Below are 20907 nucleotides of genomic sequence, written 5' to 3'. Positions count from 1 at the left end.
CCGAGGAAAAACGAGATTGCCGCGCCGGTGGCGATCGACATCAAAGACGATGACTGGGCGCGCGCCGCCCTGGCCGGAACACGGATGCTGATCGCGGAGGAATCCTTCGACGCGATGCTGCAGATGCTGATCGATGGCGGGCTGGTGCCGAAGAGTTGCGCCGCGGTCATGCTCGACCGCCTTTCGGCACGCCTGTTGATGCACGCCAGCGGCCGAACCGACACGCATTGGGCAATCCGGGCACCGGAACTGATCGACCAGGCGACGAGGCTGGCGACGAAGGCGGCGTCCCTGCGCGTGTTGTACGGACAGCAACCATCATGACGCTATGCGACCTCCAACATGCGGTTGAAGTCCGCCGCAGTGAGATTGGCGCGATAGAGTTGATCGACGGAAACGTCGCACAGGCTCATCAACAGAGCCCAGTGCCAATCGCGAATGCCGTTGCGGCGCCATTTGTGAATGGCATCAACGCTGATCTCACCTTTCGATGCTTCGGCTATTCTCGATGGGCCGCCTGCTGCCCAGATGATGTCGGATATCGTCGGTTCCAGCGGCAGGGCCCGTGCGCAAACGACTCTCTCCTCCGGCGGCCACTGAAATTCAGGCTGGAGCATTGCGCCAATCGCCTCGATAAGGCTCTCGTCTGCGCGAAACCATTCGCCGCTCAGATGAAGATACGAGTAGCGGCGGTGGAGGCCAGCTTCGTCACGCTTACTTCCAGCCAAATAGCCGAGCAGCGATATCCTTGTTGGACATCCCGTCTGCAGCGCAGCGATCCGATCGCTCGGATCAGCAGAGGTGAATCCTATCTTGATAGGGCCGCCGTCACCGGCCTGCGCGAAGTAAACAAGCGGGCGGGACATGCATCAGCCCTCCGCCCCGGCTTCTTCGAAGAGCGAGTCCACGAGGCTGGGGTCATTCGGCAGGCCGTAGATGTCAGGCCGAAGCAGGTGACGAGAGATTCCCGTGGCCGATTCAACGTCGGCGACGCGCTCGACCGGCACTTGCTCCCACTGCGAGATAGCCTGGGGGCTGGGTGGCCGCTTGGTACCGCGCTCCGCAAGCGCGCGAGACAGGCCCGTGGCGCCCCGGAAGGCGGATTTCACCTTTCGGAGAGCGGCGGTTTTGATCTCGTCGGCGGATTTTCGGTGCGTGTCGGCCATCTCGAATTGAAAGCATAGCTTTCAATACAATGCAAGCATCTCTGTCAGTGATTGCATCTCCCTTTCCATGCAAAGGTCCGGGAATGAACACTATTGGCTCTCGGATCAAACACTTAAGGAAGGTGGCGAAGCTCACGCAGGAAGAGCTCGCCGACGAGATTTCGCGCGAGACCAGGACCAAGATCACGCGCGGAGCAGTCGGTAACTGGGAGCTCAACAAGGGGATCGACAGCAAGAACCTGGTCGCATTGGCCAAAGTGCTTAACTCGACGGTCGAGTTCATTGCCGACGGCGAAGGCAGCGCGCAGGCCGCTCCGCCACTCTCCGCTCCGACGCAACGACCGGGACGGGCCGCCCCCAATGCTTCATCTGCTCCGCCGCTTCCGAGGCAAACGCGGCAAAGAATACCTATCCGGGGACAGGCTGTGATGGGCGACATCGGGAACGGGCGATTCATCCTCAACGAGCACCAGGTCGGTGAGATTTTCGCTCCGCCGAGCTTGGAAGCTGTCAACGATGCCTACGCCGTTTACGCGCATGGCGACTCCATGCTTGAGCGGTTCAGGCCTGGAGAGATACTCCACGTCAATCCGCACCGGCCCGTCGCTCCTGGCGATGATGTCGTTATCAAGATCCGCGAAGACGACGGCGAGTTCTCAGGATACGTTAAGCGGTTCAAGCGGTATAGCGCTACGGAATTAGTCGTGGAGCAATTGAACCCACCGGAAGGCGAAGATCGCGAGATGCGTTTCCGTCGCTCGAGCGTGGTTTCAGTCCACAAGATCGTGGGCACCGGTGAGGGCTGACTCTACCAAAGATAGTCGCCCAAGAATCGATTCGACTCTCGCCCAAAACGATTTAATCATGCCCCAAAACAACCAGTCGATACCGGGGCGTTCATGGGCGGCAATACTGCGAAAACCGTTGTCTCGCAGCCTTTTCTCGAAATTTCATGCAGCGATTGTGGTCACGGTACGGTCTGGACCGAAGACGATGTTGAATATTACGGGATCTCTCCAGACACGACGATCGACATGCTCGGGTCTCACCTCTTCTGCTCGCACTGCAGGAGCCAGGGCGGCCACGGCTTCAATGTCGAGATCATTCCTCGTTGGCGTCATCCTGATCAGTCTTGGCGCCGGCGCGCGCGGCGAGAGTTGCAAGGAAATCTCCGACGCGTCGGCCCGCCTGGCCTGCTTCGACAAGGCCAACGCCGAGAAGCCGAAGGAGACCGATCAGGGTCTCAGCTTCGAAACTGTCAAACGGGCGATGAACGCCAAGTACGCGTCGTACTTCGCACACCACAAGACGACGCTCATTGGGTCGAAAACGACGGGCGATCGTAAGCTATTCTACATCCGCGTGCCGGATCCAAACCCTTCGCTCCAGATCCTGGCGTCCTGCCTGCGCCTCGACGCCGGTGGCTGGATGTGCACCCTACTCCCGAATTACGGGACCTTCGGCGCGTTGCCGCTACCGATCAAGACGAACTGAGGGTGGCCGCGCAGGCCGCGCGTAGTCTTGGCAGCCTCCGGACGAAATCGGCCGCGCCGTTGAGTTCGTCATTGGCCACCTTCACCTCGAGCATCATTTCAGCGATCGCGGGCAGAAACTTCGACTTCCGTCGCCAGCGCCGGCACGCCATCTCGACCGCGCCGAATGACGGTTCAAGCGACATCACGTCATCCCTCATGAACCCGCCGAAGATCGCCGCATCCTGGCTTCCCGGGTTGGGATAGGCCTTGAGCAGCAATCCGAGATAGGCCACGACACCGGCCCGCGGGATTGCTCTTGTGGCCTCCGCCAACCGATCCGCATGCTGAGCCGAGATGGCGATGGCGGCGTCGAGCATGACGAGCAGTTCCGGTGTGGGGGACTGCGCCACGGCTGCCGCTTCGCGGGCGGCGGCCAGCTCGCGCAACAGCGGATCCAGTTCTCCGAATGTTGGCACGGATACCTCCCCTGCCCGCGCCGGCCTCTTATCGATCTCGCGCAAAATAATCCTCTTCCGTTAGGCCTCGCATCATCCCCTCGATCGCTGTATCCGCCCGGTTCGGTATTGGGGTGCCGGGACCGCCATGCGGTCGGCTGCCACGGAAATCGTAGCCGTTGCCGACCCAGGTCATCCAGGCTCGAGACCATTTCGCCCAAAGATTGCCCTTCCCAATGTGATGGTTCTGGAATTTCTCGAACTGAAAATCGATTTCGCGATCCGACCAGCCGCGGTCGCGCGCGTACTGCCGGTCTTTCTCAGACAATCGCCAGGTCGGATCTAGCGGCGTAAGCGGCTCGGTCATCCGCCGCCGGCGCTTTCGCTTGGCCGGTACGGCATTGGGGGGGATGCCATCGTCCTGTAGCAAGGATGGCTGCTCGGACTGAAGCTCGGCCGTTCGGCCGAGCGCACTATTCCCTTCTTCCCCTTCTTCCTTTCTTGAATGTTTTATTTCTTTTCTATTGTCCTCGCCTGCGTCCCGCCTCTGTCCCGATCCTGTCCCGGTCGCGTCCCGATCGCGTCCCGCTTCCGGGAACGCCGGCGTCCCGTCATCATCATCCCCACCCTGATAACTGTTGTAATTGCATATTGTTATGACCGTGATCCCTGTCCCGGATCGCGTCTCGATCATGTGCTCGTTTTTGAGCGACTCAAGAAAGCGCTCCACTTTGCCTTTGCTCCATTGCCATTTCGCCGCGAGATAGCGCACGGCGCCGGGCACTTCACCGCGATCTAGGTCGACGATGTGTTCGCCTGCTCTGACACGTGTCGCCCTCCACGCAGCCTTGCTGATTAGCCAGGTCCATGCCTCACGACGCGTGTACGGTTCGTTCGGAAATGCTGGGTGATCCCAGATTGAGCGGTAGAGCTTGATGTAGCCGCGATCAGGCATCCCGAGCCGAAAAGTTGGAGGGCGACGATTCGGGCCTTAAAGGCGCCGATGAGGCCTCAGCCTACCTCGCCAAACATTTTGAAAGCAATACTTTCATTTTCTGCTTGCATCGTTTTGTAAGCTATGCTTTCAATCTCCCTGCCACGGGAGATCTGGACTTGCTCGACACCCCCTCCACAACCAGCCTAGTGAACCTGGACGCTCCGTCCGGGCGCCCTGCGCGATCCCGCTATGTCGCCAAATTCGCCGACGGCAGGATCCAGACCGAGTCCGTGCGGAACATTCCCGTGACTCATGGTTGGCTTGCCCGCGGCCGTCTCAAGAGCGGTAAGGCCTGGCAGATGTACGGCTTCTCGACCAAGAGCGAGAGGCACGCGCTCAAGGCGATGTGCACCAGCACGTCACATCTGCGGAAGGATGAAGCGACGTTCGAGATCTTCGAGGTTGCGCCGGTGATCGTCGAGGGAGCGCCGGCATGACCGCTCCTCGGGACCCTAACCTGATTGTCGACGATCTCGGCTTCCGTGCCGCCGAGCTCGAAAAGATCGTCCAACTGAACATTCATCGGCTGCATGCTCTTGCGAGGAGCGGTGCGACGGCGGAGCAGTTGCGCCAGGCCGTTCAGGATCTGCACGACGATACGTGCAACCAGTATTTGGAACTGCAGACCAAAGCCGTCGAGCGCCTGCTCGTCCAGCAGCGGGCACCGGCCAAGATTTTGCAATTTTCGCCGCCCTGCGTCGGGCACTCGCAACCGAAGGCGGTTTCGTGATGTCGGCAGCGGCAACCAGTTTTGCGGGGTGGAGCAGCACGGTAGCTCGTCTGGCTCATAACCAGAAGGTCACAGGTTCGAATCCTGTCTCCGCAACCAATTTCAGTTCGGGTGACGGCCTTGGCATCCATGAGCCCGGGTCAATGACATGGGGCGGTCGCGAAGCGATGACGGCTCCATCGGGAAGGGCGGTTGAAACCGCTAAGTGCCCCGCCGTCACCCGAGACCATTCTCGCGGCGGCGTGGTCGCCGAAGTAGCGCTCGGCCCGCGAGAAGCAGTTTCCATCACAGTCATAAGGGATTCGATACATGCTCGGTACGACACAGAGGGACAAGATCACCGGCTTCCAGGGAGTGGTCGTCGGTCACTGCCAATACATCAGCGGTTGCAACCAGGCCCTGCTGGTGCCGAAGGTCGGCGAGAACGGCGCATACAAGGAATCGCACTGGTTCGACGTGCAGCGCCTCGAGCGGGTTGGGAACGAGGTCATTACGTTGGACAACGGGTGGACGCCTGGCTTCGACAAGCCGGCCCCTATTCGGTGAGCGACGGCTATCAGCCGCCGCCAGGCATCAGCCTTCTCTTTGCGTCTCGTGCCGAGATCGAGGCGGCGCCATCCGATGAGCGCGAAGCCTATTACCGCATCGTCAGCGACCTGCTCGCTCATCCCGAGGAATACGGCTTTCGCCGCGAGAGTGGGGCCGATCTGGCCGAAGACTATGCGGTGGACCGCGCCCTCGCCGGCCTCAATGATGACTGGGGTGCGCCATGAGCGATCCCCGCTTCGTGCCGCCGACACAGGATCTCGACCTCACCGAAGCGATGGCGACGGTGCTGCGCGTGAACAACCTGTCGTTCGACGGGCCGGTCGAGCGCATCGTAAACCGCGCCTTCACCATCCTGTGGGGGCCGGCGACTGGGGGCTACACCTATGCCCAGATCAAGCCGCGCCTTTTGGCCGCGATTGATCGCGCGCGCGTGCTCGGTCCCATCGATCTGAATGCGGGAACGGCGGCATGAAGATAGAGCGCATCGTCATAGTGCTGCTTCTGTTGGCCATCGCCGGCCTGTTGATCGGCGGTGACTCGCTCGAGGGTTTCGGCATCGGACTCGTATTGGGTCTCATTCTCGGCGTCCTGGTCGGCGTCGCATTTTGCTTCGGTGAGAGGGCTTCAGAGGCGTGACTGATTTTGCGCGCACATTTTGTCGTGAACTTTTGGCGTTCGTTGCCACCGCTGGGTTGATCTTCGGCCTAGTGGTTTCCGCCGCGCCAGCATTGGGGGTCGGCCATGGCTGAGCACCGCGTCACATTGGATCCGGCCGTCATGCTCCGGCTCGGCGAGAGCATGCACAAAGTCAGCGAAGCCTGGCAGCGCGACGTCGATGCCCTTGCTGCAGCGAACGGCCAAGTCGAGGCCTTGATGCGCGAGCTCAATGCAGCGGTCGACCGCGCCAGCGGGCTGCAGGGCGACCTGCACTCCGAGCGCGAGCGAAACGAGGATCTGGTCCGCCGCAATGCCGACCTCGAGGCGCAGATGCGCGCGCTGGTGCAATCGTCGCTCAGCGCGCGTGACACCCTCGCCTCTCTCGTCAACCTAGCCTCTGAAGGTGCGCGGGTCGCGCCGGCGGCGAAGGCACCACCGGTCCGTGCTGACGGCACCACCGCGCCACGGCCGGAGCAACGTCAATTTGTGTCTGCTCAATTGGCACGAGAGCAATTGGACGAAGCGTTTGCCTCCCGTCCCCAGCAGTCCGCACCTCCTCGCGCGTCGGCGCGGCCGGCACCGCGCACCTTGGAAGATGTTCGACGCGAACAGGAGCAGGACGACGGCACCGGGCTTCCCCCAGGTCCACCAGCATTTCTTCGCCCGAATCTGGCGGCCGCGCTCGGCTACCCGGGCCAGGCCAGCAAGTAGAGACCTCAGATGACCGATACCTCGTACCGAATTTTGTCATTCGCCGTTGAAGGAATTCTCCGCGTCGTCGCGGTGCATATCAAGCCAGACGGCCGCGTGCTCGAACTGACCGGGAAGAATCGTCAGGGCAAGTCCAGCATCATCGAAGCGCTCTGGGCCGCGTTGGGTGGCGAGAAATTCATTCCATCGGACCCAATTCATGATGGGGAGGATGCGGGACGTATCGTTGTCGACATCGGCAATGACTCCGGCTTGAAATACAAGGTCACGCGCCGGATCAAGAAGGCCGATAACGAGAAAGGCTATAACACCAGCCTGATCATCGAAGGTGCAGACGGTGAGAAATTTTCGAATCCACAGAAACTGCTGAATGGCCTGATCGGCGCCCTGAGTTGCGATCCTCTCGAATTCATCGCGATGAAGCCGAAGGATCAATTCGACCTCCTGAAGCGCTTTGTCCCCGGGGTCGATTTCGATGCGATCGCTGCGGCCTACCAGAAGGACTTCGACGATCGCACCGACGTGAATCGGGATGCGAAATCGAAAAGGACCCGTGCGGACGCCATCACAATTGACGAAAATGCACCGGCGGCCCGCCTCGATGAGGCGGCTCTGGTCGCCGAGCTCGCCGCAGCCGGCAAGAAAAACGCCGAGGTGGAGCGCTTCCGCGCAGCCCAGGCAGCGCGCCGGCAGCGCGCCGACGGCCTCGACGCCTCCGCCGAGCAGAAACGGAAGCGCATACAGGAACTGCGTGCCGAGATCGACCGGTTGGAACTCGGCGAACAGGAGGACGAAGCTGCCGCAGCCGATGTCCGCATGGAGATCGCCGACGCCGGCGACGAGCCGACGCTTGTCGATACCGGCGATCTCCAAGCCAAGATCACGGCGGCACGGGACGCGAACGCCAAGTTCGATGCCGCCGAGCGCATGCGGACCGAAAAGGAACGCCTCATCCAGGAGGCAACGGTTCTCGAGCGCCAGTCCGCCGCCCTGACCAAGGCGATGGAGGACCGGGAGAAGGCCAAGCAGGATGCGATCGCAGAAGCCAAGATGCCGATCGCCGGCATCACCTTCGGCGACGGCGTCGTTCTCCTCGACGGTCACCCTCTCGGCCAAGCGAGCCAGGCCCAGAAGCTGAGCACCGCGATCGCGATTGCCGTGGCGTTGCAACCGAAGCTCCGATTCATCACGACGAAGAATGCGGCGCTGCTTGATGACGATAGCTGGAAAGCCCTCGTCAATCTCGCCGAGCAGCAGGATCTGCTCATTATAGCTGAGACGGTCAACAGTAATCGACCGACCGCCGTTCACATCGAAGATGGTCACGTCAAGGGCGCTGTGCGCCAGGCGGCGGAGTAACGACCGTGTCGAACGTCAAAGTCGAAATCCACGTCCTGCCCAAGGTTCGCCCATGAACGCGCTCGTCTCCGCTCCACGCAGCAACAACACTGTCCGCCATGAGGACGGCATATACTTTGGCCTCGGCGAGACCGCCTATCACGCCGACGAAGCGCTCGGGTCGACTTCAATCAAGGAACTCGTGCTCGATCCAATCGAATACCAGTATGACCGGCTCTACCCGGGGAATGAGAAAGAAACCATGGCGCTCAAATGGGGCCATGCGATTCATTGCCGTGCCTTGGAAGGGCGGCTCTCCCTCGCGGAACGGTTCGCCATCGCGCCGGCGGTGACCGATTACGTCGGTGCCTTGGTGACGATGGATGACCTCCGGCGCCACTGCAAACTGATCGGAGTGAAGCCAGGCAAGAAGAAAGAAGAGGCGATCGCGGCAATTCGCGAGTTCGATAAGGACGTCCTGATCTGGGACGAGATCATCGCGAAGTTTGAAGCCGAGAATGTCGGCAGGACTATCATTCCACGCGGCGCTCTCGATCACATCGAAATGGCGGTACGCTGGATGCAGCGGGAGCGAAAACTGGCTCCCGTCATGCAGGACGGCACGTTCGTTGCCGGCGCCAGCGAAGTCAGCATCTTCTACACGGAGAACGGCGTCAGGCTGAAGGCGCGGATTGATCATCTGTTATCTCACGCCGTCATCGACCTCAAATCGTTCCGCCCCATCTTCAAAGTGCGCGCGATCGATGCGGCGAAGAAGGCCGTCTCGCTCATGCGCTACGATCTCCAGACCGGTTCCTACATCAAGGCGCTACGCGCCGCGGCGAAGCTCTATGCCGAGGGCCGGGTCTTCAACAACCCATACCCGAAAGAATTCCTGGACGCAGTATTTCAGGCGCTTGCCATCACGGAGACCGATCCGGACTCCGACGATGCCATGAAGTGGGTCTGGGTCATGATCAAGGCGAGCGGCGCGCCGCAACCCGTCGTCGGTGAATTCGATCTCAGCAGCATGATCTTCAAGACGGCCGTCGCGGACGTCGAGAGCGCGATCGTGACCTATCGCGAGCTCGTGGAGAAATTCGGCCCGGACCAGGAATGGGTGCCGGACCTGCCGGCCCAGAAATGGGGCGATACGGACTGGTCGCCCTACTCTTTCATCTGATCACCTTGAGGAACCGACATGCAACAACAGATCATTTCACCCGCAGATGCAATCCGGATGGAGGCGACCGGACTTGTGCCGGACCACATGATGGATTCTGCACTGCCTGCAATCCTCAAGGCAGAGATCGACAGCCAGATCGCAACGGCGAAGGCATTCCCGCGGAGCATCCATAAGGCGATCGAGAATATCTGCACGCTGGCGACCCTCGACGAGGAGACCGCTGCGGAGTGTCTCTACGCGCTTGTTCGTAAGAAGAAGCAACGCGGTCGGAACGGCCCGACCGACGATACCGAGAACAAGCCGATCGAAGGACCGAGCATCCGCCTGGCCGAGATTGCCGCGCAGTGTTGGGGCAACAATCGCATCAAGGCTCGAGTCATCACCGTCAATAAGAAGGACGGTTGGGTCGAGGCGCTCGGCGTGTTCCACGATCTCGAAACGAACATGGCATCGGAAGCCACGATCCGGCGCAATATCCTGACGTCGGGAGGGCATGTCTTCTCCAATGACATGATCACGGTGACCGGCAATGCGGCCGCTGCGATCGCGAAGCGTAACGCGATCCTCGCCGGCATTCCGCGCGGCGTGACCCGACAAGCTTACTATGCCGCGCGTGCCATCGTGGCCGGCACCACGGCCACCCTGTCCGAGAACCGGGAAAAGGCGATTAAGGCCTTTGCATCGTTCGGCGTCACGCCCGATCAGATCTTCGAGGCTCTCGGCATCGAGGGCGAAGGCGACATCAAACTGGACCACATCGCGACCCTGCGCGGCATGTTCATGTCGATCAAGAACGGGGAAGCGACGGTCGAGGAGATGTTTGCAAAGGAGAAACCGGCCGACAGCGATCCAAATTACAACCCGCTGGTCAAGGGTACGACCGGCGCGAACGATCAACGGACCACGGGAGGCGCGAATGAAGTAGCCGACGAATCCCAACAGGGTCAGACGCATCAGGCCGATGCGTCCGAGACTGAAAATCGATCTGGAGCCGACCAGCAAAACGGCCAGGCCGGTGAGAAGCCGGCCACGGATTCAGGTCAGGGCACCAGCGGAGCGACGCAGTCCCGAGACCAGGCATCGGCTTCCCCAGCCCCGGCCGATGCCGGGACGAGCCAGAGCGACAATGGCTCGTCCCAACCTGATTTGCTGTCCGGTACGGTGCCCCCCGCCGGGAGCAAAGCGCAGCCGAGTGAGTCCCAACCATCGGCTGAGGGAGCGGACAAGGATTCCCGTGGCGGGACAACCGGGTCCGCTCCCGACCTCTCTTCCTATCACAAGACGTTGGCCACGATTGAGAACGGCGGACCGCCGAAGCTCGGCAGGATGTCGGACTCCTGGATCAACAAGAACGGCAAGTTCACCGGCGGCCAGGAGAAGAAGCGCGCCGAGGTCTATGCGGTGCATGTCGAGCGGCTGACCGGTGCCATCGACATGGCTGCCTGCAACAAGCGCGTCGAAGGGATCATCGCGAAATGACGATCCTCGATCGTCCGCCACCGGAATGGAAGCGTCCAGCGATGCCGACGCGAGTGAAACTCGACGTCGTCATTCGCCAGGAGGGTAGATGCAAGCAGACCGGCGAGAAGCTTGGCACACTCGCCAATACCCGGTTTGACCATCGCCCGGCGCTCTGGGAGCGGAAGTTCGACACGGTTGCGCAGGACACGATCCCAGCGGCGAACGATCCTGGATACATCGATGCGTGCACCGTTGCGGGCCACGATGTCCGGACGCACGGCAACGGGGCTACGACGGCGGGATCCGATTCCCATCGGCGCGCCAAGGTCAAGCGCATGACCAGCCCGAAGCCCGACAAGCCAAAGCGCAAGCTCAAGGGTCGGTCGTCATTTCCAAAAGGTCGCGGCTTCCAGTCCAGGAAAATGGCATGAGCATATTGCTGGCTACGGCACCCGAGTTCTCGAGCGCCTCGGCACTGGCCCGCCACTATGCGGCGGTCCGGTCCCGATTGCCACGCGTCATCCCGCCGGCGCCGCGACCGAATCCGTTCCTGCCGAAGCCGGTCGTCATTATGCTGCCGCCGCCGGCCGACATCGTTCCAGATCAGCGGCGTGAGCCACGCGAGCGTGTTGTTCGGCTGAGCGCGGATGCCGAGCAGACGGCGATCCGCCGCGCCATCACTGCCTATTTCGAGATTGCCGCCGATACGCCGCCTGGTTACGGCATGAAGGTTCGGCTGAAGCTGCTGCAGGTCGCGATCGCCAGCGCATTCAAGGTTGGCCGACACATCGTTCTTGAGAAGTCCCGCTGGAGCGGGTCTTGCCGGATTCGCCTGATCTCGATCTGCCTCGCCCACCGCCTCGTGTCCGATAGCCCAAACGCTGTCGGCCTCGCGTTCGGCGTCGATCACAGTTGCGTCTGGAATGCGCGCCGGCGGGTCGGCGCCCTGATCGAGGACATCCTGGTCGAGATGTACGACGGCGCGTCCTGCTCTCTGGGAGGGCGAGAATGACGGATTCTGCCAAACCCATCATCCAACGGCGCTTGGTGCTTCATATCCGCGCCACCGGTGGCTCCACTTACGGTCACGACCTTCTCGACGAAGGCGGCGAGGTAATCGGTTCGCTGTCGTCGTGGCTCGGCACCGGACGAAACGCCGGACAATCGCGGGACGTCTTCAAGCTTCGCGACGATCCCCGTGAATTCGAGACATTCGCGCAGTTCCGTGAGGCCTATCTCGCCAAGCTCGAGCAAACCCGCCGCGACAAGGAATGGACCGACGCGGCGCCAGAAGGAGCCACGAAGTGAAGGACTTCCAGCACGGCCATCATGTCGTCGAGTGCGACTCCTGCGACGAGATCGTCCAGGCGGAGCACGGCGAGGACTGGAACGTCTTTTGGTCGCGGGCGAAACGCGAAGGCTGGAAGGCGACGCAGGTTGGCGCCGACTGGGTCCATGGCTGCCCGAGGCACGACGTCTGATGATCACGGCGGATGGATACTTTGCTGATCAGCCCGTCGTGCCCGGCGCGGACGTGATCTATCGACCGAAGGGTAACGCCGGCGAATATGCGCCGCTGGCCACTAATCCTTATCGCGGTTGCGGTCATGAGTGTCTCTACTGCTATGTCCCGCTCGCAACGCACATCCCTCGTGACACGTTCAATGAAAAGGCAGAGCCGCGGCCAGGCTATCTTGAACGTCTTCGCCGCGACATTGTCCGCTACCGAACCGCCGGCGTTGCTGGCGGACCGAATGAGCAGATCTTCATCACCTTCTCCAGCGATCCCTTTCATCTCGGGGACCTGGCGCATACCGAACTGACTATCAGGGCTCTGATTGATGGCGGGATGGCGTTCTGCACGTTGTCGAAAGGTGGTGGCCGCGCCCTCCCCTTCATCGACCTCTACCGCCGCGACCGCGACGCCTACGCTTGCACGCTGACGACTCTGGACGGCGCGATCTCGAAGGAATGGGAGCGCAAAGCGGCGCTGCCATGGGACCGTATCGAGACGCTGCGCCGGTTCTACGAAGCCGGCATCTTCACCTGGGTGTCGCTCGAGCCGACGCTGTCCGCGGAGTCGTCGATCGCGATCATCAAGGAGACCCATGAATTCGTCGACCTCTACAAAATTGGAAAGGTGAATTACGTGCCGAAGGTCGCGAGGTCGATTGATTGGCATGACTACACCCTCCGCATCATCGAGGTCTGCCAGGCGCTCGGCGTGAAGCACTACGTCAAGCGGGACCTGCAGGAACACTTGCCAACGGGCTACCACAACCCGTTGCGCGTCCAGCAGCATCATGGAGCGCCAGCATGACGCCAGAATTCATCACGTTCGCCGGTGTCGACAACTGGACCTGCGTCCGAGCGATGGCACATCTGTCCTCGCTATATCCGATTGAGTGGGGCGTTCTCTTCAGCCCAAAGCGTCAAGGTGTCGATCCGCGGTATCCGGGTGGCGATGGTTTGTCCCGCATCATGTGGAGCAATCTTCGCCTGTCCGCGCACATCTGCGGCGATTACAGCGACGCGATCATGGAAGGGCGCGACATCGAGCGGCCGCCCGTCGACTTCTGGTACTTCAAGCGCTGCCAAATCAACCATGCCGCTCCGGTTCCGGCACGGATCAATTATTTCCGGAGCGGCTGGGGCATCAAGCGCGGTATCGCGCAATGCCGTGGTGACGAATTCCCGAGCGACACCTCAGTCGACTGGCTGTTTGACCGCTCTGGTGGGACCGGCGAGACCCCGACCGCCTGGCCCATGCATCCCGGCGGCAACCGCCTAGTCGGATACGCCGGCGGCATATCCCCTGAGAATATTCGTGGCGTCATGTCCGTGCTCGAGCAGATGCCCGGCCGGTACTGGATCGACATGGAGAGCGGCGTACGGACCGACGACCGGTTCGACATCGAGAAATGCCGCGCTGTCCGCGAGGCGATTTATGGAGCCGCGCGGTGACCGACATTCCTGCTCTATTCTCAGCGCCAATGGTCAATGCGGAGCTGGACGATCTTAAGACCATGACGAGGCGCTCGGCCGTGACCGAACGGTTCTACCGGCCGGATGCCAAGATTCCTGCCGGCGCGCGGGCTGTCGAAGGTGGTTTCGTCGTCGACCGGCCGTCCTTCTGGACCAAGGTGAAGCCTGGCGATCGGCTCTGGGTCCGTGAGGACTGGCGCGTCAGTAATAGATGGGATGCGGTGCCGCCTTCCAAACTCGTGCCTCGCAAGATGTCGGTGGTTTTCGATGCCGGCGGATCGATCGCAAATCAGAAAACCGGCACCTGGGCGCCAGATCGATCTTATCCACCGGCGGGCGAACGTCCTTCATGGCTAGGCCGACGACGCGCTAGCATGCATCTGCCGCGCTGGGCGTCGCGCATCACGCTGCTTGTGACATCGACAAAGATCGAACCAGTCCAAGAGATCAGCGAAACGGACGCGATCGCAGAGGGTATGGTCTACGTCGATCACGGCTTCCGCGCTGACGGTCAACTTGCCGAGGGTTGGCATCACAATCCAGACCAGGCGGCACTCGGATCCAACTTCTGCTTTCCAAGCGCCAGAGCAGCGTTCGCCAATCTTTGGTGCACCCTGCACGGCAAGCAGTCCTGGGACGACAATCCAGACGTCGTCGCGATCAGCTTCCGAGTCATCAAGGCGAACATCGACGCACTGGAGGCGCGCGCGGCATGAAACTCGATTTCCTCGACGAAGCTCTCCATCTGCGCAATAGGCGCCAAGCCGCGCAGCGCCTGGCCGACGTCATCACGACTGGGACGATCGACTTCACCGTCTGGGACGAAGGCCACCAGACCCATGTTCTGGGCACGATCAATACCGAGTTCATCCGTTCCGCGGTGAGACATGCGGTCGGTCTGACGATCTACGAGATTGATTGCCGGCTTGCTGAACTCGGCATGTGTCCGAAGCCGGCTGAGCCAAAGCCGGAGGCGCCTGACCAGCTTTTGATCGAGATCGCATCCATTCAAAATTCGTGGATACGAGCGCTCGGCGGGCGGCTGAAGCCGAAGCGACACTTGATCGACGCACTCGTCATGACGACTGAAGAAACCGCCGAACGGGCCCGAAAGTACAATCCTGAGACCGTGCCGAAGGTGGTGCATGAAGCGCGTGTCACCGAACTCCTCCAATTCAACAACAAGCTGGAGGAGCGCGCTCGTGCTGCGGAGCGCAAGCTCCGTGCCTTCATGAACGGTAGCGACGCGGACCGGCTTGCTTTCGCCGTTGAGAAGGCCGCGGCCCAGGTGATCGCCGACATCAAGAGGCCGGCCAATGGCTGATCTGTTGCCTTGCCCGCTCTGCCGCTCGACCAACCTGAATAGGTTCAGCCACTGGGTTTCGCTCGACGACGGACTGAAGGAGATCAAGAAGGTCCAGTGCAGGGATTGCCACTGCGAGGCAAGCATTCAGGCATGGTCCGTTCCGCGGTTGCAGCCGGCGCCGGCGGCATGGATCCTGATCGAGGCCCTGCGCGCCGAGGAAGGTCACAGCGTTACCCTCGTTTGCGATAACCCAGATTTCAATCTCGGCCCCAACAACGCGATCGAGGCCTGCGGTGACTACACCGGTTGGGTCGACCGCAGGTTCGAGGGCGAGACACTGGCCGCAGCTCTTCTGTCGGCCTACCTCGTCATGACCGGCGGGGCGATCGCACCGGAGATTGCAGATGCATTGCAGCGGGATGGCATTCATGTCTGAAGCCGCACCTTCGCAGATGATCCCGCGCTATGTCCGGTCGACTTTCGAGCCCGACGAACGGACATACGACATCGTCTGGACCGATCGCCTCACCGGCAAGGTCGTGCTCCAATACGACGGCGCCGATCCGGCAAACACGAACCCGGCGTACGGCGCCAAGCCCGACTCCGAATATCTTGCAAGCCACGGCCATGACATCAGCGCCGAAATTGAACTCAGCAAGTCCGCGGTCAAGGTCCCGCCTGGCGAAGCGGAGAGGCATGCCGAACGGAAGAAACGTCTGGCCGAGCGAGATCAGGAAGAAGCGGAAGCGCTCGAGTTGATGTCGTTCCTCGGCGCAGACGCCGACAAGTTCAGCTTCGACGAATACTACGAGGGCGAGCGCGACATTCTCGGGCCAGCGCTGGAAAAGCGCGGCTACACCCGCATCTCATTCTACATGATCGAACAGGACTCGTTTGGGCCGCTGATCCGCGGCATCAGAGCGACGTGCCATTGCGGCAAGCGAGTCCGGTTTTTCTACGGCTAGTCAACATCAAAGGAGGTTCACCGCATGCGCAAGACCATCAAAGCCGATCTCGTCATCATCGATCCACAGAATGATTTCATGGATATCCTCGCCAACCCCGGCGATCCCGTCGGCTTCGCGCTGCCTGGCGGCGCCAAGTTTCGCTCGACGCTCCCCGTCCCGGGCGCGCTCGGCGACATGGCGCGCGTCGCAGCCCTGATCAAACGGGTCGGCAGGCGCCTCAACGATATCCACGTTACCCTGGATTCGCATCGCGTCGTCGACGTCGCTCATCCAGGCTTCTGGCGCGGCGAGAACGGGAAGCATCCGACGCCCTTCACCATTATCAGCAATGCCGACATCAAGTCGGGCATGTGGTCTCCGAGAAACCAGGCATACCGCCAGCGGATGCTCGACTACACCGCCTCGCTCGAGGCCGCCGGCAAGTTCATGCTGATGATCTGGCCGGAGCACTGCCTGATCGGAAGCTGGGGACACAACGTTGTCGATGAGCTCCGGACCACCCTCGCCGACTGGGAGCGCGAGAACTTCGCAACCGTCGATTTCGTCACCAAGGGGACCAACACCTTCACGGAGCACTACGGGGCCTTGATGGCGGAGGTGCCGGATCCGGCCGACCCGTCCACGCAATTGAACGGCAGTTTCCTCAGCGTGCTCCAGGAGGCCGATGTCATCGGCATCGCCGGCGAGGCCTCGTCCCACTGCGTCGCGACCACCATCCGGCAGATCGTCGACAACATCGGCGATGAGCATCTCCGGAAGATCCACATCCTGGCAGACTGCATGTCACCGGTCCCGCAGGCGCCCGGCGGCCCCGACTTCCCGGCGATCGCGCAGCAGTTCCTCAAGGACATGGAAGCCCGCGGCCTGGTGCTCACCACCTCTGACGCCTTCCTGTCCTGATCGCTTCCCCTCACCCCGAATTCATAAAGGAGACTTCATGCCCCGTCTCGATGGAACCGATGTCGAAACCCACACCTTGGGCGGCAACTTCTCGTTTACCGGCGCACGCATCACGGATCTCGGCGCCACCGAATACACTCTCGTCGACATCGAGGTCGACATGAGCGGATCGGTCATTCCGTTCCGGGCCGACCTTATCGAGGCCGTGAAGGCGGCCGTTGAGGCCTGCCGGAAGTCGCCGCGATCCGAGAACCTGCTGGTTCGCGTCGCCGCCTTCAGCACGGCCTACCATAAAGGCCTCAATGAGGTGCACGGGTTCATCCCGCTCTCCAGCATAGATCCTGCCGCCTACGACACGCTACGTGCCGGCGGCGGCACGCCGCTGTTCGATGCCTGTTACAGCGGTGTCGGCGCGTCGAATGCCTACGCCAAGATGCTCTACGACCAGGAGTTCAATGCCAACGCCATCAGCTTCTTCATCACCGATGGGGAAGACACGGACTCAACAATTCGGCCGGCTCAGATCAGGGCCGAGATCGAGTTGGCACAACGTGAGGAACTGCTGGAGAGCCACGTCAGCATCCTAATCGGGATCAACGCCAGAAGCTGCAGCGGCGCGCTCCGTGACTTCCAGCGGGAGGCCGGCATCACCCAATACATCGACGCCGGCGACGCGACCAAGGGCAAGCTGGCGAAGCTGGCGCAGTTCGTCTCGCAGTCGATCTCGAGCACGTCACAAGCTTTGGGAACAGGTGGCCCGAGCCAAGCCATCGCGGCCACGATCTGACCAGCGGCCGCCGCGGAGAACCCCATGCGCTTCACAGCCGACCACGCCTTTCACATCGGATCGCAGCATCTCCGCGGCGGCCTGCCGTGCCAGGACTACGCATTGTCGCAAGCCAACGGCATCTTCGGAGCCGCGGTCGTGTCAGACGGCTGTTCGAGCGGCGGCCGTACTGACGTCGGAGCCAGAATCGTCGCGCATTCCACACTGACATCTCTGATAGAGGCGCCAGAGTTGAATGAGCGCATTGTCGATCATTATAGCCATCGTCGCGATGAACGCGCGCGAGCGGCACTGTGTCTTCGACCCGATGATCTGCTGGCGACATGCGCCTACGTTGCCATTTGGGGCAACAGAGCGACGTCTCGGATTGTAGGCGATGGCGTCGCAGCCGGCATCGATCGAGATGGCCAACTCGTGATGAACCGGATCGAGTGGGCCAACAATATGCCGGTCTACCGTGCCTATTGGCGGACCGACGAGTATCGCGGGTTTGTCACGGCACATGGCGGGATGGAGACGAGGGCCTTCTCGCAGCACATCTTTGCTCCTGACGAAGATCCCCGCGAACTTATTGCCCGCCACACGGTCGAGGACGGACTCGTCGGAACCAGCATCGACCACGATTTGCGGATGTTCAGATTCCTCGCCGTGTTCTCCGACGGCGTCACCCAGGTCGACGGCATGGACTGGCGCGACGTCGTCGCCGAGCTCATGTCTTTCAAGTCAACCGAGGGCACTTTCGTGAAACGGCGGATGCTCCGCTTCCTCAAGGATTGCCAGCAGCACGGCAGAGGTCCGATCGACGACATCGCGATGGCCTGCATCCACATCGACCACGAGGCGGTGTGATGGCGCAGACCTATTTCCAGAATTTCTGCAAGGACAACGGCTTCCAGGTGACGGTCGAATACAGCTATCGGCCCGGAAGTGAGACCACCTATTCGCCGAAGTTTGGCGCCGACGGCGGCGATCCGTGCGACGTCTACATCATAGCGTCATGGCCGAACTCGTCGGAGTTCGATCGCATTTGCGGGATCCGGAACGATCTGCACTGGAGCCGGCACCCGGGCTGGAAGAAGCCATTTGTCTGGCTGGCGCTTCAGATCCTGCGATTGGAGATCTGGCTTAGAGAACTCCCGGCCGCCCTATCGGAAGCCGAGCGCGAGCGCATGGAGGAATGGCTCATCGAGCACCACGTCTACGAACCCTACGAGCCGGAGGAATACTACTGATGGCACCGAAGAGATTCCATGTGCTGAAGGATCGCGTTATTGGCGCCAAGCTCTTCGCCGCCGCCGGTACGATCGTCTTTGATTTCCTACAGCATGACTACGACTTGGCTTCTGACGACAGTCGTTTGACCGGAGTTGAGCACGTTTCGGTCACCCTTGATCCCAACGGTGGTCGGCCAAGCTTCACGATCCCCGCCGCGGATCTTCGCGAGGTCGTCGAGCCATGACCTCGAGGAAAGGGTCGGTGAAGATCGTTCTGGAGGGCCGCGGTGCGGTAACGCTACGCGACGGCGACTACGTCACCTCGGGCGGAGAAGGTTCGATCTACAGGACCGGCCAGACCGTGGTGAAACTGTACACCGACGCCGACAAGATGGCGCGCGACGGCATGCCGGAGAAGGTGAAGATGCTGGCCAGGCTGCAGCATCCCGGCATCGTGGCTCCGCACGGCCTGGTGCTGGATGACTCCGGGAAGCCGATCGGCTTCTACATGCCGTTCGTCGACGGCGAGCCGATGTCGCGGGTGTTCGTCTCGGATTACCGGACGCGGACCGGGTTCGGTGAATGGGATGCCGTCGCGCTTACCCAGTGCATGTTCGATATCGTAGCCTATGCGCACACGAAGCAGGCCCTGCTGGTCGACGCCAACGAACTGAATTGGCTGGTCCACTTCACGAAGGGGGATGCCGCGGCCGCCTCTGTGATCGATGTCGACTCCTGGGCGATCGGCCGCTGGCCGGCGACGGTCATCATGCCGTCCATCAGGGACTGGAGCGCCAAAACCTTCTCGACCGAAACTGATTGGTTTGCCTGGGCGGTCGTCGCTTTCCAGGTCTTCACCGGCATCCACCCCTACAAGGGCAGGATTGAAGGCTACAAACCCGGCGATCTCGTCCGGCGGATGAAGGACAATGCCTCAGTTTTCGACCGGCGCGCGAAACTGCCGCTGTCGGTCCGTGGCTTCTCCTGCATTCCGGGCCCGCTGCTGGATTGGTTCCAGGCGACGTTCCAACATGGAAAGCGCGGCTCGCCGCCGGCGCCAACCACGATGGGTAAGCCGGCGAAGGCCGCGCAGATCATGCGCGCCGTGACGACGGCAGCCGGCGGCGCTCTGGTGTTTGAGAATCTGTTCGCACGCGCCGGCGATCCCGTCACCCGAGTCTGGGCGAATGGCGCCGCCCGGCTGACGTCCGGCGAAGTCGTCGACCTGGCGACCGGAGGCACGATCGCGCACCAGGTGCCGGCCGATGCCGAGGTCATCAAGGTCCCGGAAGGCTGGGTGATATCGCTCCCGACCACGACCGACTTCGCACATATCCCATTTGGAGGCACCGGCGGTCGCAGGTTTATCGCGCAGCCAGTGCCGCTCCGGCGCGTCTTCCGGGCCGGCGAGACCCTATTCGGAGTAACCGACCGAGAACTGATCGAGCTCGAGCTCAACGATACCGGCAGCCGACCGCGGATGATCATGGACCGGCGCTGGAACATTCTGGTCGGAGCCACAACCTGGTTGGATGACGTCGCCGTCACCGACGTGTTCGGCAACGCCTTCGTGGTGCTGCCGCATGCCGGCGGCATCTCACAAATTCGGGTGCCGGAACTCGATGGCCGCACCGTTGTCACTGGCAAGGCCTGCAGCCAGTTCGCGGCCTTCACCGTCCTCGATAAGCAGGGTGTCTACGGCAGGGTCGAACTCACCTTCGACAAGACGTTCACCCGCTACCAGGCATGGGTCGGCCCGGCTGACGGCCCCGAGCTCAATATGGCGATCCTGCCCCGCGGCGTCGTCGCCACGATCACCGATGATTTCGAGATCACGATCTTTGTGCCGACCACCGGTGTCGTGAACAAGGTGCGCGACACCGGCGTCAGCACAGCGATGAAGTTGGCGACCTGGGGCGAGCGGATCGTCTACCTGATCGACGGCGCCGTTTGGCAGATGATGATGGCGCCGTGAAGAGGCAGAAGTGGAATTGGCGGAAGCACCTCACGCCAGCCGAAGCC

Annotated in this window: 33 protein-coding genes and 1 tRNA gene; 30 read left to right on the top strand and 4 right to left on the bottom strand. The window is 61.6% G+C overall.

Going from position 1 to position 20907, the window contains the following annotated elements; all coding sequences use genetic code 11:
• Positions 1–27 precede the first annotated feature (27 nt).
• Positions 28–324 (top strand): hypothetical protein, encoded by a 297-nt coding sequence (locus K288_RS0104195; RefSeq protein WP_160168926.1) that lies wholly within the window; start codon positions 28–30, stop codon positions 322–324.
• Between the two features lie 2 nt (positions 325–326).
• Here the strand turns inward: K288_RS0104195 and K288_RS50360 are convergent, their stop codons facing one another.
• Both K288_RS50360 and K288_RS44615 read right to left on the bottom strand, forming a co-directional pair.
• On the bottom strand, positions 327–866 hold the full coding sequence (locus tag K288_RS50360; protein ID WP_051334349.1) for a GIY-YIG nuclease family protein: 540 nt from the start codon (positions 864–866) through the stop codon (positions 327–329).
• Between the two features lie 3 nt (positions 867–869).
• The gene (locus tag K288_RS44615; protein ID WP_084799467.1) at positions 870–1166 is read right to left on the bottom strand and encodes a helix-turn-helix domain-containing protein; all 297 of its coding nucleotides are present in this window, start codon (positions 1164–1166) and stop codon (positions 870–872) included.
• Between the two features lie 29 nt (positions 1167–1195).
• On the opposite strand from K288_RS44615, the gene K288_RS44610 reads away from it, so the two are divergent.
• Both K288_RS44610 and K288_RS0104175 read left to right on the top strand, forming a co-directional pair.
• Positions 1196–1972: an XRE family transcriptional regulator gene (locus tag K288_RS44610; protein ID WP_084799466.1), complete on the top strand. Its 777-nt coding sequence runs from the start codon at positions 1196–1198 to the stop codon at positions 1970–1972.
• Positions 1973–2258: 286 nt separating this feature from the next.
• The gene (locus tag K288_RS0104175; RefSeq protein WP_027578433.1) at positions 2259–2660 is read left to right on the top strand and encodes a hypothetical protein; all 402 of its coding nucleotides are present in this window, start codon (positions 2259–2261) and stop codon (positions 2658–2660) included.
• Here the strand turns inward: K288_RS0104175 and K288_RS0104170 are convergent.
• A complete protein-coding gene (locus K288_RS0104170; protein ID WP_027578432.1) occupies positions 2647–3162 on the bottom strand; it encodes a hypothetical protein in 516 nt (171 codons plus the stop codon). The genes K288_RS0104175 and K288_RS0104170 overlap by 14 nt on opposite strands.
• Positions 3146–4051: a hypothetical protein gene (locus K288_RS49415; RefSeq protein WP_051334347.1), complete on the bottom strand. Its 906-nt coding sequence runs from the start codon at positions 4049–4051 to the stop codon at positions 3146–3148. The genes K288_RS0104170 and K288_RS49415 overlap by 17 nt, the downstream gene beginning before the upstream one ends.
• Before the next feature lie 14 nt (positions 4052–4065).
• Between K288_RS49415 and K288_RS0104160 the strand changes: the two genes are divergently transcribed.
• The 27 genes from K288_RS0104160 to K288_RS0104030 all read left to right on the top strand — a co-directional run bounded on the left by K288_RS0104160 (position 4066) and on the right by K288_RS0104030 (position 20860).
• A complete protein-coding gene (locus K288_RS0104160; RefSeq protein WP_027578431.1) occupies positions 4066–4530 on the top strand; it encodes a hypothetical protein in 465 nt (154 codons plus the stop codon).
• On the top strand, positions 4527–4823 hold the full coding sequence (locus K288_RS0104155; RefSeq protein WP_027578430.1) for a hypothetical protein: 297 nt from the start codon (positions 4527–4529) through the stop codon (positions 4821–4823). The genes K288_RS0104160 and K288_RS0104155 overlap by 4 nt, the downstream gene beginning before the upstream one ends.
• Before the next feature lie 22 nt (positions 4824–4845).
• Positions 4846–4922 (top strand) — tRNA-Met (locus tag K288_RS0104150).
• Positions 4923–5132: 210 nt separating this feature from the next.
• Positions 5133–5369, top strand: coding sequence for a hypothetical protein (locus K288_RS0104145; protein WP_027578429.1), 237 nt, complete (start codon positions 5133–5135; stop codon positions 5367–5369).
• Positions 5330–5596, top strand: a complete 267-nt coding sequence (locus K288_RS0104140; RefSeq protein ID WP_160168924.1) for a hypothetical protein — start codon at positions 5330–5332, stop codon at positions 5594–5596. The genes K288_RS0104145 and K288_RS0104140 overlap by 40 nt, the downstream gene beginning before the upstream one ends.
• On the top strand, positions 5593–5844 hold the full coding sequence (locus K288_RS0104135; RefSeq protein ID WP_027578427.1) for a hypothetical protein: 252 nt from the start codon (positions 5593–5595) through the stop codon (positions 5842–5844). Before K288_RS0104140 ends, K288_RS0104135 begins: the two co-directional genes overlap by 4 nt.
• On the top strand, positions 5841–6008 hold the full coding sequence (locus K288_RS53495; protein ID WP_160168923.1) for a hypothetical protein: 168 nt from the start codon (positions 5841–5843) through the stop codon (positions 6006–6008). The genes K288_RS0104135 and K288_RS53495 overlap by 4 nt, the downstream gene beginning before the upstream one ends.
• Positions 6009–6149: 141 nt before the next feature.
• Positions 6150–6740, top strand: coding sequence for a hypothetical protein (locus K288_RS0104125; RefSeq protein ID WP_152535373.1), 591 nt, complete (start codon positions 6150–6152; stop codon positions 6738–6740).
• Between the two features lie 9 nt (positions 6741–6749).
• Positions 6750–8099, top strand: coding sequence for a hypothetical protein (locus tag K288_RS0104120; protein WP_027578425.1), 1350 nt, complete (start codon positions 6750–6752; stop codon positions 8097–8099).
• Positions 8100–8151: 52 nt separating this feature from the next.
• Positions 8152–9261, top strand: a complete 1110-nt coding sequence (locus K288_RS0104115; RefSeq protein WP_027578424.1) for a PD-(D/E)XK nuclease-like domain-containing protein — start codon at positions 8152–8154, stop codon at positions 9259–9261.
• 18 nt (positions 9262–9279) lie between these two features.
• On the top strand, positions 9280–10743 hold the full coding sequence (locus tag K288_RS54030) for a hypothetical protein (protein ID WP_201449642.1): 1464 nt from the start codon (positions 9280–9282) through the stop codon (positions 10741–10743).
• Positions 10740–11156, top strand: coding sequence for a hypothetical protein (locus K288_RS49405; protein WP_051334345.1), 417 nt, complete (start codon positions 10740–10742; stop codon positions 11154–11156). The genes K288_RS54030 and K288_RS49405 overlap by 4 nt, the downstream gene beginning before the upstream one ends.
• A complete protein-coding gene (locus K288_RS0104100) occupies positions 11153–11737 on the top strand; it encodes a hypothetical protein (RefSeq protein ID WP_027578423.1) in 585 nt (194 codons plus the stop codon). Before K288_RS49405 ends, K288_RS0104100 begins: the two co-directional genes overlap by 4 nt.
• The gene (locus K288_RS0104095) at positions 11734–12033 is read left to right on the top strand and encodes a hypothetical protein (protein ID WP_027578422.1); all 300 of its coding nucleotides are present in this window, start codon (positions 11734–11736) and stop codon (positions 12031–12033) included. Before K288_RS0104100 ends, K288_RS0104095 begins: the two co-directional genes overlap by 4 nt.
• Positions 12030–12206: a hypothetical protein gene (locus tag K288_RS53490; protein ID WP_160168922.1), complete on the top strand. Its 177-nt coding sequence runs from the start codon at positions 12030–12032 to the stop codon at positions 12204–12206. Before K288_RS0104095 ends, K288_RS53490 begins: the two co-directional genes overlap by 4 nt.
• Entirely contained in the window at positions 12206–13045 is an 840-nt protein-coding gene (locus K288_RS0104085; RefSeq protein ID WP_027578421.1) for a radical SAM protein, read from the top strand. Before K288_RS53490 ends, K288_RS0104085 begins: the two co-directional genes overlap by 1 nt.
• Positions 13042–13689, top strand: coding sequence for a hypothetical protein (locus K288_RS0104080; protein WP_027578420.1), 648 nt, complete (start codon positions 13042–13044; stop codon positions 13687–13689). Before K288_RS0104085 ends, K288_RS0104080 begins: the two co-directional genes overlap by 4 nt.
• The gene (locus K288_RS0104075; protein WP_152535372.1) at positions 13686–14426 is read left to right on the top strand and encodes a hypothetical protein; all 741 of its coding nucleotides are present in this window, start codon (positions 13686–13688) and stop codon (positions 14424–14426) included. Before K288_RS0104080 ends, K288_RS0104075 begins: the two co-directional genes overlap by 4 nt.
• Positions 14423–15034, top strand: a complete 612-nt coding sequence (locus tag K288_RS0104070; protein WP_027578418.1) for a hypothetical protein — start codon at positions 14423–14425, stop codon at positions 15032–15034. Before K288_RS0104075 ends, K288_RS0104070 begins: the two co-directional genes overlap by 4 nt.
• Positions 15027–15452: a hypothetical protein gene (locus K288_RS0104065; protein ID WP_027578417.1), complete on the top strand. Its 426-nt coding sequence runs from the start codon at positions 15027–15029 to the stop codon at positions 15450–15452. Before K288_RS0104070 ends, K288_RS0104065 begins: the two co-directional genes overlap by 8 nt.
• The gene (locus K288_RS0104060) at positions 15445–15981 is read left to right on the top strand and encodes a hypothetical protein (protein WP_027578416.1); all 537 of its coding nucleotides are present in this window, start codon (positions 15445–15447) and stop codon (positions 15979–15981) included. Before K288_RS0104065 ends, K288_RS0104060 begins: the two co-directional genes overlap by 8 nt.
• Before the next feature lie 24 nt (positions 15982–16005).
• The gene (locus K288_RS0104055; protein WP_027578415.1) at positions 16006–16884 is read left to right on the top strand and encodes a hypothetical protein; all 879 of its coding nucleotides are present in this window, start codon (positions 16006–16008) and stop codon (positions 16882–16884) included.
• 37 nt (positions 16885–16921) lie between these two features.
• Complete coding sequence (locus tag K288_RS0104050; RefSeq protein ID WP_027578414.1) at positions 16922–17671, top strand: hypothetical protein; 750 nt, start codon at positions 16922–16924, stop codon at positions 17669–17671.
• A gap of 24 nt (positions 17672–17695) precedes the next feature.
• The gene (locus tag K288_RS0104045) at positions 17696–18520 is read left to right on the top strand and encodes a protein phosphatase 2C domain-containing protein (protein ID WP_027578413.1); all 825 of its coding nucleotides are present in this window, start codon (positions 17696–17698) and stop codon (positions 18518–18520) included.
• Positions 18520–18903 carry a hypothetical protein gene (locus K288_RS0104040; protein ID WP_027578412.1) on the top strand — a complete coding sequence of 128 codons (384 nt, stop codon included), beginning with the start codon at positions 18520–18522 and terminating at the stop codon, positions 18901–18903. Before K288_RS0104045 ends, K288_RS0104040 begins: the two co-directional genes overlap by 1 nt.
• The gene (locus K288_RS0104035; RefSeq protein WP_043159310.1) at positions 18903–19130 is read left to right on the top strand and encodes a hypothetical protein; all 228 of its coding nucleotides are present in this window, start codon (positions 18903–18905) and stop codon (positions 19128–19130) included. The genes K288_RS0104040 and K288_RS0104035 overlap by 1 nt, the downstream gene beginning before the upstream one ends.
• A gap of 17 nt (positions 19131–19147) precedes the next feature.
• Positions 19148–20860 (top strand): hypothetical protein, encoded by a 1713-nt coding sequence (locus K288_RS0104030; protein ID WP_152535371.1) that lies wholly within the window; start codon positions 19148–19150, stop codon positions 20858–20860.
• Positions 20861–20907: the final 47 nt, after the last annotated feature.

Origin of the sequence: Bradyrhizobium sp. Ai1a-2, from assembly GCF_000426245.1 — a bacterium.
GTDB lineage: Bacteria > Pseudomonadota > Alphaproteobacteria > Rhizobiales > Xanthobacteraceae > Bradyrhizobium.
This window is presented reverse-complemented; position numbering and strand designations above follow the sequence as displayed.

What these genes read in the sequence shown, in the direction of transcription:
- K288_RS50360 (WP_051334349.1), bottom strand. Translation starts at nt 866, where the DNA reads ATGTCCCGCCCGCTTGTTTACTTCGCGCAGGCCGGTGACGGCGGCCCT.
- K288_RS44615 (WP_084799467.1), bottom strand. Translation starts at nt 1,166, where the DNA reads ATGGCCGACACGCACCGAAAATCCGCCGACGAGATCAAAACCGCCGCT.
- K288_RS44610 (WP_084799466.1), top strand. Translation starts at nt 1,196, where the DNA reads ATGCAAGCATCTCTGTCAGTGATTGCATCTCCCTTTCCATGCAAAGGT.
- K288_RS0104175 (WP_027578433.1), top strand. Translation starts at nt 2,259, where the DNA reads ATGTCGAGATCATTCCTCGTTGGCGTCATCCTGATCAGTCTTGGCGCC.
- K288_RS49415 (WP_051334347.1), bottom strand. Translation starts at nt 4,051, where the DNA reads ATGCCTGATCGCGGCTACATCAAGCTCTACCGCTCAATCTGGGATCAC.
- K288_RS0104155 (WP_027578430.1), top strand. Translation starts at nt 4,527, where the DNA reads ATGACCGCTCCTCGGGACCCTAACCTGATTGTCGACGATCTCGGCTTC.
- K288_RS0104145 (WP_027578429.1), top strand. Translation starts at nt 5,133, where the DNA reads ATGCTCGGTACGACACAGAGGGACAAGATCACCGGCTTCCAGGGAGTG.
- K288_RS0104135 (WP_027578427.1), top strand. Translation starts at nt 5,593, where the DNA reads ATGAGCGATCCCCGCTTCGTGCCGCCGACACAGGATCTCGACCTCACC.
- K288_RS53495 (WP_160168923.1), top strand. Translation starts at nt 5,841, where the DNA reads ATGAAGATAGAGCGCATCGTCATAGTGCTGCTTCTGTTGGCCATCGCC.
- K288_RS0104125 (WP_152535373.1), top strand. Translation starts at nt 6,150, where the DNA reads ATGCTCCGGCTCGGCGAGAGCATGCACAAAGTCAGCGAAGCCTGGCAG.
- K288_RS0104120 (WP_027578425.1), top strand. Translation starts at nt 6,750, where the DNA reads ATGACCGATACCTCGTACCGAATTTTGTCATTCGCCGTTGAAGGAATT.
- K288_RS0104115 (WP_027578424.1), top strand. Translation starts at nt 8,152, where the DNA reads ATGAACGCGCTCGTCTCCGCTCCACGCAGCAACAACACTGTCCGCCAT.
- K288_RS54030 (WP_201449642.1), top strand. Translation starts at nt 9,280, where the DNA reads ATGCAACAACAGATCATTTCACCCGCAGATGCAATCCGGATGGAGGCG.
- K288_RS49405 (WP_051334345.1), top strand. Translation starts at nt 10,740, where the DNA reads ATGACGATCCTCGATCGTCCGCCACCGGAATGGAAGCGTCCAGCGATG.
- K288_RS0104100 (WP_027578423.1), top strand. Translation starts at nt 11,153, where the DNA reads ATGAGCATATTGCTGGCTACGGCACCCGAGTTCTCGAGCGCCTCGGCA.
- K288_RS0104095 (WP_027578422.1), top strand. Translation starts at nt 11,734, where the DNA reads ATGACGGATTCTGCCAAACCCATCATCCAACGGCGCTTGGTGCTTCAT.
- K288_RS0104085 (WP_027578421.1), top strand. Translation starts at nt 12,206, where the DNA reads ATGATCACGGCGGATGGATACTTTGCTGATCAGCCCGTCGTGCCCGGC.
- K288_RS0104080 (WP_027578420.1), top strand. Translation starts at nt 13,042, where the DNA reads ATGACGCCAGAATTCATCACGTTCGCCGGTGTCGACAACTGGACCTGC.
- K288_RS0104070 (WP_027578418.1), top strand. Translation starts at nt 14,423, where the DNA reads ATGAAACTCGATTTCCTCGACGAAGCTCTCCATCTGCGCAATAGGCGC.
- K288_RS0104065 (WP_027578417.1), top strand. Translation starts at nt 15,027, where the DNA reads ATGGCTGATCTGTTGCCTTGCCCGCTCTGCCGCTCGACCAACCTGAAT.
- K288_RS0104060 (WP_027578416.1), top strand. Translation starts at nt 15,445, where the DNA reads ATGTCTGAAGCCGCACCTTCGCAGATGATCCCGCGCTATGTCCGGTCG.
- K288_RS0104055 (WP_027578415.1), top strand. Translation starts at nt 16,006, where the DNA reads ATGCGCAAGACCATCAAAGCCGATCTCGTCATCATCGATCCACAGAAT.
- K288_RS0104050 (WP_027578414.1), top strand. Translation starts at nt 16,922, where the DNA reads ATGCCCCGTCTCGATGGAACCGATGTCGAAACCCACACCTTGGGCGGC.
- K288_RS0104045 (WP_027578413.1), top strand. Translation starts at nt 17,696, where the DNA reads ATGCGCTTCACAGCCGACCACGCCTTTCACATCGGATCGCAGCATCTC.
- K288_RS0104040 (WP_027578412.1), top strand. Translation starts at nt 18,520, where the DNA reads ATGGCGCAGACCTATTTCCAGAATTTCTGCAAGGACAACGGCTTCCAG.
- K288_RS0104035 (WP_043159310.1), top strand. Translation starts at nt 18,903, where the DNA reads ATGGCACCGAAGAGATTCCATGTGCTGAAGGATCGCGTTATTGGCGCC.